The organism is Corynebacterium sp. TAE3-ERU16 (assembly GCF_019209935.1).
Classification (GTDB): domain Bacteria; phylum Actinomycetota; class Actinomycetes; order Mycobacteriales; family Mycobacteriaceae; genus Corynebacterium; species Corynebacterium antarcticum.
This window is the reverse complement of sequence record NZ_JAHUTN010000006.1, coordinates 88,849-101,088: the sequence shown is the minus strand read 5'-3', so window position 1 is coordinate 101,088 and position 12,240 is coordinate 88,849. Positions and strand designations below refer to the sequence as shown.

Annotated in this window: 8 protein-coding genes; 1 reads left to right on the top strand and 7 read right to left on the bottom strand. The window is 61.2% G+C overall.

Features of this window, described 5'->3' with window-relative positions; genetic code table 11:
• Nucleotides 1–20: 20 nt before the first annotated feature.
• Both KRX55_RS07755 and KRX55_RS07750 read right to left on the bottom strand, forming a co-directional pair.
• Nucleotides 21–602: a DM13 domain-containing protein gene (locus tag KRX55_RS07755; protein ID WP_255567670.1), complete on the bottom strand. Its 582-nt coding sequence runs from the start codon at nucleotides 600–602 to the stop codon at nucleotides 21–23.
• 116 nt (nucleotides 603–718) lie between these two features.
• Nucleotides 719–2,287: a catalase gene (locus tag KRX55_RS07750; RefSeq protein WP_218407185.1), complete on the bottom strand. Its 1,569-nt coding sequence runs from the start codon at nucleotides 2,285–2,287 to the stop codon at nucleotides 719–721.
• Nucleotides 2,288–2,505: 218 nt separating this feature from the next.
• On the opposite strand from KRX55_RS07750, the gene KRX55_RS07745 reads away from it, so the two are divergent.
• A complete protein-coding gene (locus KRX55_RS07745) occupies nucleotides 2,506–3,096 on the top strand; it encodes an RNA polymerase sigma factor (RefSeq protein ID WP_198738908.1) in 591 nt (196 codons plus the stop codon).
• 116 nt (nucleotides 3,097–3,212) lie between these two features.
• Here the strand turns inward: KRX55_RS07745 and KRX55_RS07740 are convergent, their stop codons facing one another.
• The 5 genes from KRX55_RS07740 to KRX55_RS07720 all read right to left on the bottom strand — a co-directional run bounded on the left by KRX55_RS07740 (nucleotide 3,213) and on the right by KRX55_RS07720 (nucleotide 12,188).
• Nucleotides 3,213–4,046 carry a pilin N-terminal domain-containing protein gene (locus tag KRX55_RS07740; RefSeq protein ID WP_218407257.1) on the bottom strand — a complete coding sequence of 278 codons (834 nt, stop codon included), beginning with the start codon at nucleotides 4,044–4,046 and terminating at the stop codon, nucleotides 3,213–3,215.
• Nucleotides 4,047–4,060: 14 nt separating this feature from the next.
• A complete protein-coding gene (locus tag KRX55_RS07735; protein ID WP_218407184.1) occupies nucleotides 4,061–5,014 on the bottom strand; it encodes a class C sortase in 954 nt (317 codons plus the stop codon).
• A gap of 148 nt (nucleotides 5,015–5,162) precedes the next feature.
• Nucleotides 5,163–6,773, bottom strand: coding sequence for a SpaH/EbpB family LPXTG-anchored major pilin (locus tag KRX55_RS07730; RefSeq protein WP_218407183.1), 1,611 nt, complete (start codon nucleotides 6,771–6,773; stop codon nucleotides 5,163–5,165).
• A gap of 185 nt (nucleotides 6,774–6,958) precedes the next feature.
• Complete coding sequence (locus KRX55_RS07725; RefSeq protein WP_218407182.1) at nucleotides 6,959–10,627, bottom strand: vWA domain-containing protein; 3,669 nt, start codon at nucleotides 10,625–10,627, stop codon at nucleotides 6,959–6,961.
• 529 nt (nucleotides 10,628–11,156) lie between these two features.
• Entirely contained in the window at nucleotides 11,157–12,188 is a 1,032-nt protein-coding gene (locus KRX55_RS07720; protein WP_218407181.1) for an aspartate-semialdehyde dehydrogenase, read from the bottom strand.
• Nucleotides 12,189–12,240 lie beyond the last annotated feature (52 nt).

Sequence of the window (12,240 nt, the reverse complement as noted above, 5' to 3'; positions counted from 1 at the left end):
CGTTGTTCCGGTGGTTGCGGTCAGATCGTGGACAGCTCCGCGGCACCGAACGCCGAGCTGAAGCGCTCGCACCAGATGACCACGCTGTTCGCCGTACCCAGGTCGAGATCGGCCGGGATGGCGTAGTTCTGGTTGCCGTGCGTGGCCTTGAGCGCCCCGAGGGTCACGTATCCCGCATCCCCCAGAGCGGAGTAGTCACCGGAGGCCGGGGTGAGGACGACCTTGAGGTCCGGACCGTCGAGACTCGCCAGATCCTCCAGTCGCAGGACACGGGAGCCGTCCGGGAGCTCCGCGATGAGAGCGGTACCGGAGGTGTCGTGATCCACGGAAATGAACTGTCCCCGCTTCACCTCGACCGGTTGAGCGGGTTCCGCCGTGTCCGCGTCGGTCGGATCCATGTCTTTCCCGGTGGTGGCCGTCTCGTCCCGGGAGGCGGTGGCGACGGTTCCTCCGGGGGCCGGGAACGCCTCATCGACACTGGATGAGGTGAAGGCACGCCACGGCTGGGTGAGTGCCAGGGCGACGCCTATGGCGATCACGAGAATCAGGGCAATTAGGGTGATGTAGACGGGTTTTCTGTCGGAACTATTTTTCAGGGGCATATCCACTGCAACCATAGATGACGCGTCCACATTCCCGGATGCGCAGGTTTTCTTTCCCCCTCACGGGGAACGGCCCCGCGACCGGGGTCGTGGGGCCGTTCCCCGATACGCCAAAACTAGCTGGAGGCGTCGGAACGCAACTCACGCACGCGATTGCCGAGCCATCCGTCGACATTGGTCCAGTACTCGTAGACCTGCTTCTCCACCTCGCTGGTGATGCCGTCCATCGTGCGGGCGATGTTGCCCGCGAGACGCTCACGGGCGGCGTCGTCCATGACCTCGCGGACGAGGGTGCCGGCCTGGATGAAGTCGTCGTCCTCGGGATGCCGGACGTAGGCGCCACGGGTGAAGTCGGTGCCGTGGGTGCTGTCCCACAGGCCGAGGTCACCTGCGGTTCCGACGGTGACACCCGAACCGGAGGTCTCCCCACCGTCGTCCAGATACCCTGCCTGCCGCTCCGTCTGGTTCGGGCTGTAGACGGGCTGCTCCGGAGCGTCGAACTCGTAGGTCATCGCGCCGTCCTTGGAGTAGCTGTTGACCGGGCAGACGGGCCGGTTGACCGGCAGCTGCTCACTGTTCGCACCGACGCGGTAACGGTGGGCGTCCGCGTAGGCGAAGCCGCGGGCGATGAGCATCTTGTCCGGGGAGAACCCGATGCCGCGGACCAGGTTGGAGGGGGCGAATGCGGCCTGCTCGATCTGCGCGAAGAAGTTGCGCGGGTTGCGGTTGAGCGTGAAGTGGCCGACGTGGATCAGTGGATAATCCTTCTGGGACCACGTCTTGGTCAGATCGAAGGGGTTGAAGCGGTAGCTCTCCGCCTCATCGACCGGCATGATCTGCACCTTGACGTCCCAGGTCGGGTAGTCGCCGTTCTCGATCGCGTTGTAGAGGTCCTCGCGGGAGGAGTCCGGGTTGGCGGCGACGGTCTCCGCCGCCTCTGCGTCGGTGAGGGTCTCCCATCCCTGCCGGGTCTTGAAGTGGTACTTCACCCAGAAGCGCTCGCCGGCCTCGTTGACCCACTGGTAGGTGTGGGAACCGAATCCGTCCATGTGCCGGAAGTCCTTCGGGATACCGCGGTCACCCATCAGGTAGGTGACCTGGTGGGCGGATTCCGGGGTGCGGGTCCAGAAGTCCCATCGCATGTTCCAGTCCTGCAGGCCGCTGCCGGGCATGCGCTTCTGGGAGTGGATGAAGTCGGGGAACTTGATGCCGTCGCGGATGAAGAAGACGGGGGTGTTGTTTCCGACGAGGTCGTAGTTGCCCTCGGTGGTGTAGAACTTCAGCGAGAATCCGCGGACGTCGCGCAGTGCGTCGGCGGAACCCTGCTCGCCCGCGACCGTCGAGAAACGGGCCAGCATCGGGGTGACGGTACCGGGCTGGAAGAGGGCGGCGCAGGTGTACTTCGAGACGTCCTCGGTGACGGTGAGCTCACCGAAGGCGCCGGATCCCTTGGCGTGGACGACGCGCTCCGGGACGCGCTCACGGTTGAAGTGGGCGAGCTTCTCCACGAGGTGGAAGTCGCGCAGGTCGATGCTCCCCTGTCGTCCCTGGGTCACGGAGTGGTTCTCGCTGGGCACGGGGGCTCCGGCGAGGCTCGTCGTGGAACCGTGGGCGACCGGGCACTGTCCGGCGGACACGATGTCGTCGACGGTCGGCTCGGGGGTGTTGCCGTTCTGGTTGGTCATGCGGGTGTGTCTCCTCGACTGGGCTGGGGTGAGGGGTAGGTCAAGCAACCCTTAGATTTACCTATCGGTCACTTCTGACTCAAAGTCTATGCCATTTAATTACGGTGCGCCAGAGATATGACCAAATACCAACTTTCGGAGGATGCACGCTTCCGCCACACTCGATCGGGTCGCCCGGAGACATGGAGACGCACCTGTGCGCTGGTATATTCCGGGATGTGAAGTCATCAGGTGAGAGCGATCGGGCGCAGCGGGACGCGCAGGTCACCGAGCTGGCCCTCAGGGCCGGCCGCGGCGACCGCACCGCCCTGGCCGAGTTCGTCTCCGCCACCCAGGGCGACGTCTGGCGCCTGCTCGCACACCTCGGCGGCCCCGACATCGCCGACGATCTCACCCAGGAGACCTATCTCCGTGTCATGGGCGCACTCCCCCGGTTCGCCGCGCGGTCCTCGGCCCGTACCTGGATCCTCTCTCTGGCGCGTCGCGTCTGGGTGGACAACATCCGCCACGACATGGCCCGCCCCCGGAAGTCCGCGGTCGAGTACCAGGACGCGGCCGCGGGGGCGGCGAGCTCTGATTCATGGACCGAGTGGGTCGACGCGCGCATGCTGATCGACGCCCTCCCCGAGGACCGCCGCGAGGCTCTGATCCTAACCCAGGTGCTCGGCTACACCTACGAGGAGGCCGCGAAGATCGCCGGCGTCCGTACGGGCACGATCCGTTCCCGGGTCGCTCGGGCGCGCGCGGACATAGCCGCTGCGGTGCTGGATGACGATGATTCGGCCACGGTCACCGAGCACGTGAACTGACCGTCACCACCGGCGTACCGATGCTGCGACCGCCGATGGAGCGACCGCGCAAGTACGTCCGATGGGATGTGCCCGCGCGGTCGATTGACCGGTGAGTCCGCGGGGGACTCACCCACCTATTCTCCGGAGGTCCGCCTGCGGCGGAGCAGGAAGAAACCGAGGACCATCGACAGGATACCGATCAACGAAATCGACAGAACGTCCGCTCCGGTGTTGGGGAGATAACTCGCGATACCTTTCGACGGGCCCGTCTCCTCCACCACGGGGCCGCCACCGGGCTCCGTGGTGGAGGAGGGGCCGTCGGAGGAGGTGTCGGTGCTGCCGGACGATGAACCTCCGTGGCCGGGAACGGGGATCGGTACGGGGATGGGGATGATCCCACCGGACGAACTTCCTGACGAACCCGGAATCGGCTCGTGGGGCTTGTTCTTCGGCGTGATGGTGACCTCGTAGGCCCAGGAACTGCCCTCCGCATCCGCGACCGGAAGCGTGATGAGGAACGGCGCCGAGATCCGGAATTCCTTCGACGGATCGGCGGGTGGCGTCTCCCGTACCCGATAGAGCCCCTGGGGGAGATCGCTGAATACGGCGTTCCCGTCGGTGTCCGTCACAGCGGAGAAACGGTCGAGAACCTCCGCGGACTCTGTGTCTTCGACACTGAGCGTCCTGAAACTGTCCCACACCAGCGGGTCTCCCAGTGAGTAGCCGCCGAGGCGTTCCAGGGTGAAGGTGGCTCCGGCGACTCCGCCCGGTGGGAGCTCTCCGGGGGGAACATCGTCGAACGGGTTGGGGGCCGCCTTGTGGATGGTCAGCTGGACGGAGCGTCCGGCCTGGATGCCGTCAACCGACAGTCCCGCGTCGTTGCCGGTGACGACCTCAGCGTGCGCCGAGGGGACCATTGCCGCCGACAGTGTCGCAGCCAGGAGTACGGCGGCCGTGCGTGTTTTCATCGTCGATGCAGATTTCACTGTTTCACCGGTTCTCTGTCGTCATTACGTGAAGCGGCGTGCCTACCGCGGGTCGTGGCCCTCGAGCCGAACACTGCCCTCCAGAGCCAGACGAAGAGGAAGATCAACGCGAGCGCTGCTGCGGCGATGGCCGCGATCATCCACCACTGCCACACGATGCCTCCGGTCTCCCGGAAGGCTTCCTGCTCCTCGGCCGGATCAAGGGGGACCCGTGTCCCGCGGACCAGGAGGCGGTGCGAGTTGATCCCGTAGGGGGTGCAGGTGACCAGGGTGACGAGATCCCGGCCCGGAACCGCGCGCAGATCGTCGACCTCCTCCGGCAGAACGACCTTGATCTGGTCCACCTGGTATTTCATCCGCTCACCGAAGGTATTCAGGTAGAAGGCGTCCCCTTCCTTCAGCCTGGTGAGGTTGTCGAAGAGGGTGGCGTTGGTCAATCCGGTGTGGCCGGTGAGAACCGCGTGGGTCCCCTCTCCCCCGACGGGCAGGGCGGAACCGAAGAGGTGCCCCACTCCCTTCTCGAGGGTCCGGTCGTCGGAACCGTGATAGACCGGAAGATTGATCTCGGCTTTGGGGACGACGATCTGCGCCATCGCGAAATCTGTGTTCAACTGATCCAGATATTCCTGATACGCAGCGTTGTCTTCACTCACGCGGGCGAGCCAGGGATCCAGGATCGGCCCGTTGATGTGCTCGTTGTTGTACTGGCGGGCACGCTCAACCTGTTCGCTGAGTTTCTCGGGGCTCTGCTCCTGGATGACCTCCGAGTAGCGTCTCGCGACGTCCGCCTGGCGGTAGTTGTTCCATTGTGTGGACACGACCGGGTAGATCAGGATGGCCACACCCGCGATGACCAGGAGAATCGGGAGCAGGATCGCGGAGAGTTTCCTCCCGGGCTTGTCCGCGGAGTTCTCTCCGGCCGAGACTTCGGTAAGTACTTCTTGCGCCATCAACTACTCCAGATCAGTGAACCAACTAAAAGTGGTGGGGATCAGAGGCTCCCCACGAGCCTTCTCCCGTGGGTACGGCGAGGTAGCCGTACCCACGGGCCCTCGGTTCCACCGGGACCGGCGGAACCGAGGGTTCAGTGACGCAGGGTCACTGGGACTTGCGGGACGCGCGCTTCGCGGCGAACGCACCGAGTCCGAGGATCGAGGCACCGAGTGCCATCAGCAGGCCCACACCGGCGCCACCGGTGGAGGGCAGCTTCGAGGACGTGGACTTGAGGTTGGTGATGTTCACGTCGACGGCGGTTGCGTCCTCCCCGATGGTCCTGACGTCCACGACGACCGGCTCAACGAGCAGTTCGTAACCCTTGGGTGCCTTGACCTCTTCAAGGCAGTAATTGAAGTCATCGCCTTCGCCGGGGACGATGACGGACTTTATTGTGGCCACTCCGGCATCGGTGGTCCAGCTGTCTTCGTCACCGACGGTGAGTGCCTCAGACACGTAGTGGTCCTTGTCCGTGCAACGGTAGATCTTGAATTCTGCACCGGAGAGGTTCTTGCTGGAACCCTCGCCGGTCTTGTTGATCTTGATGTTCGCCCAGCGGCTCTTAACCGCGGGGCTTTCACCGGATGTAGTGCCCGTGGGCTTCTCCGGGGTTTCGGTGGGGGTCTTGCCAGCGGGGTCCTCCGAGGCATTACCAGACGTCTTTTTCTTCAGCTCGTAATTGGCACTACCGACGTTAGCTGCTTTACCGTCTCGCCCTGCTTCGATCTTCTGAACCTCGACGGGGAGAACGGCACTTACGATGGCGTTATCGTCAGCATCCCGAAGTTTGACGAGGCCGCCGTTGGTGAAGTTGATCGCGACGTCCTCGTTCCCGCCCTCTCTGTCATTCGATTTTGTAACGACGTAATCGTCACCCTCCGTCAGAGTCTGATCGCCGATCTTGACGATGACCTTGTGGTCTTCTTCGTTCTTGAGGCGAAGCTCATCGGGGAGGGAATCCTCGAAATTGAAGAAGGTCAGGTAGGAGCGCTCCTTGTCGAACGGGGGGCGATTCGTCTTCAGGGTGTACTCGAGGACGTCACCGGCGTTGGCGTCCTCGCCACCGGAGATTTCCTTGGTCACGGTCATCTTGGTGTTCTTGGGGTAGGCGACGACATCGTAGTTCCATCCGGTGCCCTCCGGGTCAGTCATCGGCAGGAATACGATGAAATCGTCGCCCTTGACGACACCCTCGGGTACGTCGGTTTCCTCGACGAGGTACGCGCCGGGGGTGATGGCGTCCTCATCCGTGGAGAACGTCACGGAACCACTACCATCGCTGGTGGTCTTGGTGTGGACAGGGCCGACCAACAACTCTTGTTTCTTCTCCGGGGAGGTCAGCGCGTCCGGGGTCAGCGCGGCAGCGGCCTGGAAGCCCTCCTTGGTGGTGATGTCCTTGTTGATCTTCTGAATGGAGAACGTCACGCCTCCGAGCGCCGTACCGTTGACCTTGGGATCTTCCTTACCGTTGGGGTCGTTGGTGGTGTTGGCGTTGAGCCGCTTGTTGATTGTCAGGCTAACCTTGTGGTTTGCGTCGATTCCGCTGCTGTAGGCGCCGGTGCTGGCCTCGGGAGCCGGGGGGGTGTTCGTCTCGGACGACACCCCACCGGGGCCTTCCGCGAATGCGGCGGGGGCGCCGATGGATGCGGTGGCGAAAGCCAGCGCGATGACGGTGGCCTGGGTCGCAGCGCGGAGCGTGCGGGTGTTGTTCTTCATGATATTGCCTTTCTGTGCCCCTGCGGGGCCTGCCCAAGTGGGCTGGGTTTGTGCGATCGTTTCGCTCGTGTCTTGCTGGACCGGTCTTGTACCACCGGGCCGGATGAATCTACCTGAACTCGAATGCGGTTCCGGCAACAGCTGGTCCTGCACGTTGCCTGAAGAATACGGGTGCGTTCACGGGATCAGGCCTTTCGCTGTCGGCGGGATATGAACAGTGCTCCGGCGAACAGGATCAGTGCGCCCAAACCGAACGGGGCGATGCCGAGACCTCCGGATTTCGGCAGTTTTCCGTCGAGGGACTTCAGTTGGATGGCCCAGGCGGAGTCGGAGGCCTGGATGTCGCCGATGAAGTCCTGCCGGAATGTCGCGTTCACGGTGGCGGTGTCCACGTGGTAGCTGTCATCGTTGTACCTCATGGCGGACGGGTTCGAGGCATTCCACCAGCAGGTGATGGACTCACCTCGACCGAGAGCTGCTGCAGGACTGACGGCGGCTTCGGGTCCGCTGACGTTCACGGTTGCGTTCTTATCGCACTGCATTTCTCCGATATTCATGCGTTCACCGCTGTCCGCGTTCTCGCCGTACCGGTCGCTGACGATGAAGCTCGCGATGTCACCATTTCCATCGTTGGTAACCCGGTAGGAGATTTTCACGGTCGGCGCACCGGGGATGACTGCCGCGGCTGTCTCCTTCGAGTCAGCCTCTTCGTCGTTGATGAGTTTCTCTACCTTTACAGAGGAGGACGGGAACCTCACCCATGCCTTATCCGATTCCTCCGGTCCGGTCACGGTCATCTCATCCGAGTCATCGTTGGACGGTATTTCACCCGGAGTCTGCCCGACGTTGAGTCTGTAGGTCGGTGTGACGACGACCTCGTCACCGTGGACCCCACCGTAGACGTGTGATCCGAGGTTCTGCAGATGCACCGTTCCGGTACAGGTCACGGATTCACCTGCGGGGAGCGCGGGATCGAAGGTGACGGTGTCGCTATCGGCGTCGTATGTTCCGCGCGCCTTCGTCGAATCGTTTCCGCTGCAGGCGAGTTCCTGAACATTGACTTTGTCGCCGGTCCGGACGCCTGCATCGTCCAGGGCGTAATCTTCCAGCTTGACGGACACGATATCCGAGGGTGGAAGATCCGCATTCGGACGGTCGGCAGAGTACTTCCGACCGCTTCGACTGTCGTTCCGGATCACGTAGGAGACGCTGAAGCTGTCCTTATTCTCGGGGTTGTCGACGGTCTTGCCAGCCTTCTGTTCGGTGACCCCGTCCGCGGGGTTGACCGGGTCCCCTGCACCGTTGATCTTCTTGATCACGGATGTATCGGCGCGAAGGACCGAGTAACACACATCTCGGGTGTCACCCGCAACCGGCGTGAGGCCGCTTCCGGTCTCCACATCCAGTGTGTTGTTCAGTCCGGTGCCGTTGTTCGCACTGCCACGGACCTTCTTGCAGATGTACTTCTCCGATTCCTTACCCTGGAGAACTCTCTCCACCTCGTAGGTGACCCGGAGTCTGAGCTGTCCCTTGGATCTGGGCTTGAACGGAAGGAGATCTCCGGAAGCCAACTTCCAGGAGTTGCCGCTTTCATGTGTCAGGTTGGCGGAACCACCCCGGATGACTTCCTGCTGCGCGGACAGATTTCCGCTCGAGTTTCTATCTATTTCCCTGTCAAAAGCGGTCATTGACACGATTCTCAGACCGGGGGCCGGTTTGGGTGTGTCGATGATCGCGGGGAAACTACCCTCCACGTAGGAGTTGTTTGTGAGGATTATGTTGTAGTCGGCGGTGAACTGCTGTCCGACCTTTCCTGTGATCGTACGCGGTGTACCGGGGTTGTAGCTCTTGAAGATCTGGAGATCCGGCTGCGACTTAGCCCACGCTGCGTCCTTGACCGTCGTCGCCTGAGTGGATTGAGCGCTGGTTTTAGCTGTGACAGTTGCCTCATCACCGAAGAATTTATCCGGAGCCGTGGGGTTGTCGACGTTTCTGAATGTCACGCTGCCGATGTCGAGGGTCTGGGTGCACCTGACGCTCTGGTTTTCGGACACGGGATTATTCGGTGTGATCCTCGCGGTTTTCTTGTCGGAGGACAGGTTCACCTCGGCGCCAGAACAGGTAAGCCCGTCGAGCGACAGTGAATCATCCTCGGAAGAAGGTACCTCCAACTGTCTATCGGTGAGTTCAAAGTATCCGATGGGCGAGACACCCTTGTTGGTGACCACGAAATCCTGACTAAAGCTACCGTGGTCGTTATCGTTACGTAGATCCAGCGCATCTTTTTTGCTGTCCGCTTCCACGGCATCGGTATTCCACGCTTTGACGTACTTCTCAAAAGAGATCTTGGGAGCGGGAGGATTGACCTGGCAGCCTTCAGTCAACTTCTTCAGTTTTACGGCGAGCGCTCCAAACTCATCGATGACTGTGGCTTTTCCGTCACGCGACAGTGATCCAGCAATAAGAGATGGCTGTGACTTACCTTTCGTGAATACGTCTTTCTTTCTTCCGTCGACATCAATTGTGCACGAACCGTTGTGATACAGAATGCCATATCCCGGAACATTATATGTTTCCCGAGAGTTGCAATCAACATTAGCAAGCTCAGATTCTGACAGTGACGGAGCAAAAGCGCTCATCTTTGTCACATCCGAGTACTCCACGCCACGCGGGCGTTGAGTTTTATCGACAAACGAAGCGATGTTCTTTGGTAATCCAATTATAAAACCGACCTGAGTACAAATATTCTTTTCATTTACAACTCTACAATAAGGTAGGTTAACTTCCCGCCTGTCATCATTACCGATAAATATCGGAAATACACTGGTGTATTTACCACCACTCCGCCTATCCGTTATTCTGTCTGCCACCTCCTGAGCCTTTCGCAAGGAAAAACCATTCGGTATTTGAAGGCCACCGCCATTACCATTTGGGGGTGCGTTGGGAACACCATCAGTAATGAAGATTACAGAATCAAAATTCTCACCTTCTACCTGGCGCAATCCCTCATACCAGTTTGTTATGTTGTAACGCTCCCCCGAACCAGTGGTCAGACGATCTACCGCTTGTTTCGCCTGCCTGGCATTTTCAGGGGTCATTACCTGCGGTTCGTATTTCGCGGAAGGCACGGGGTTCGCGTCCGTCGCGAAATTGTAGAGACCGAGAGTGGTCGACGTCCCGCTCAGCTGATCAATCGCTGCCTTAGTGGCGTCTTTTATCTTCTGCAGCCCGTTCGGATCGTTTTCGTTGATACTCGAGGTGACATCGGTGATGATCGCAATCTTCAGACCACATTCCTTGGAAGGGTCGTGAGACGGACCGTTGCCCGCTGCCCGCACGTCGAATCTCTGCACCACGGGCGTACCTTCACGAATGAGCCGCTTCACATCGATTAACTCAAGCTCATCCGGGTGTGCGAGATAGTATTCGCGGAATTCCGAGGCCTCATCCGCCGGCCAGTTCGCCAATGCGTCCTCGTACTCCTGCGGGAGGCGCTCGGCGGGCTTCGGTGTCTGCAGCTCCGGCGCGTTGAGTTCGGTCGCGGTGTCGATGACCGACGGTTCATCCTTGGGGAGATTGCCTGTCTCTGTTCCAACTTCCCCATCATCGGCCTGCGGTACGTCAGACACGTCGATCCCCCCGGAAGCCGGAGCCGACCCATCGGACTCAACGTCCGCGGCCGCCGACTCGGACGGGTGAGAGGCCTGAGCCTCATCCGCGGAGGCGTTCCGGGGGGACATCTGCACTGCCACGATAGCGACCAGCAGAGCCACCACAGAAACCAGCACCAGGGCTCGTTTCATCATGAAGGTGACCCCGTCCGCGAAAAAGTTGCGGTCCTGTTGCTCACTCAAAGTTTCTGTGCCTTTCGACGTGTCCGCCGATGTTGTCTGGCGGCCCGATTGCTTTCGTTCAATTGTCCCTCGCTCTCCGGACGGAGAGAGTCCGTCGGGAAGTGTTTGTTCCGCTATTTGTTTTGCATGGCGGACATTATTGCTGTGCTACACATAATGTGCAGCCGGGGAACATGACACGAAATTATATGTTTAATCATAGCTTTAATCCCGCTCAGGGCCAAGATGTTACATCGAACCGGAGACAACGGACCATTTCCCTCCGGCGAAGATATCGAAACGACACCATATTAATTCGCTTAACCTGCACGTTTAGGAATGCAACAAAAGGACCACCCGTTGAACACGTCAATGACAACGAGTCCGCCCTTCGCCGGCAAGCTTAATAGTCACATTAAGATGCAGCTAAGAATAATGCGCCGAATCATGAAGGATCCACCCCACGGATCGCCATTGTCAGCTGTATCCAATTAAATGCCGCGAAAAAGCGCCGCTCCGGTCAGGAACGGCGCTAAGGGCAAAATGCCGGTCAGACCAGCAGCTCCGCGATCTGGACGGTATTCAGGGCCGCACCCTTACGCAGGTTGTCGCCGGAGACGACGAGCACCAGGCCCCGGTTGTCGTCGACGGTCTGATCCTGACGGATCCGACCGACGAGGGAGTCGTCGCCACCTGTGGCGGCGAGCGGGGTGGGCACGTCGACGACCGTGACTCCGGGTGCACCCTCGAGAAGACGGGTCGCTTCCTCGGGGGTGATGGACCGGTCGAACTCGGCGTGGATGGTCAGGGTGTGTCCGGTGAATACCGGGACACGGATGCAGGTACCGGAGACCTTCAGCTCGGGGATGCCCAGGATCTTCCGGGACTCGTTGCGCAGCTTCTGCTCCTCGTCGGTCTCACCACTGCCGTCGTCGACGTAGTTGCCGGCGAGGGCCACCACGTTGAACGCGATCGGGGCGACGTAGGGGGCGGTGTCCGCGGGGGCGACGGCCGAGGGGTCGAGGGCCAGGGAGGTGGAACGGGAGCCGACCTCCGCGACCTGGTTCGCCAGAGCCTCCACCCCGGCGATACCGGAACCCGAGACAGCCTGGTACGAGGAGACGTGCAGCCGGTTCAGGCCCGCGGCGTCGTGCAGCGGCTTGAGCACCGGCATGGCGGCCATCGTGGTGCAGTTCGGGTTCGCGATGATTCCCTTGACCACGTTCTCCTTGGCCTCCGGATTCACCTCGGAGACGATCAGCGGGACCTCGTCGTCCTTGCGCCACGCGGAGGAGTTGTCCACCACGGTGACGCCTGCCGCGGCGAACACCGGGGCGTACTTCTTCGAGGTGGATCCGCCCGCGGAGAAGAGCGCGATGTCGATCCCCTTCAGGGACTCCTCTGTCACTTCGGCGAGGTCCTCGACCTCGATCTCCTCGCCACGGAACGGCAGCTTGGTGCCGGCGGAGCGGGCGGAGGCGAAGAAACGTACGTTGTCCAGCGGGAAGTCGCGCTCCTCGAGGATGGCGCGCATGACGCGGCCGACCTGTCCGGTTGCGCCGACGACGGCGACGGTGGTCATGGGATCAGAAACTCCTTAGTGCTACATGGTGACGGCCGGTCCGGGGAGACCC

What these genes read in the sequence shown, in the direction of transcription:
- KRX55_RS07755 (WP_255567670.1), bottom strand. Translation starts at nt 602, where the DNA reads ATGCCCCTGAAAAATAGTTCCGACAGAAAACCCGTCTACATCACCCTA.
- KRX55_RS07750 (WP_218407185.1), bottom strand. Translation starts at nt 2,287, where the DNA reads ATGACCAACCAGAACGGCAACACCCCCGAGCCGACCGTCGACGACATC.
- KRX55_RS07740 (WP_218407257.1), bottom strand. Translation starts at nt 4,046, where the DNA reads ATGAAAACACGCACGGCCGCCGTACTCCTGGCTGCGACACTGTCGGCG.
- KRX55_RS07735 (WP_218407184.1), bottom strand. Translation starts at nt 5,014, where the DNA reads ATGGCGCAAGAAGTACTTACCGAAGTCTCGGCCGGAGAGAACTCCGCG.
- KRX55_RS07730 (WP_218407183.1), bottom strand. Translation starts at nt 6,773, where the DNA reads ATGAAGAACAACACCCGCACGCTCCGCGCTGCGACCCAGGCCACCGTC.
- KRX55_RS07720 (WP_218407181.1), bottom strand. Translation starts at nt 12,188, where the DNA reads ATGACCACCGTCGCCGTCGTCGGCGCAACCGGACAGGTCGGCCGCGTC.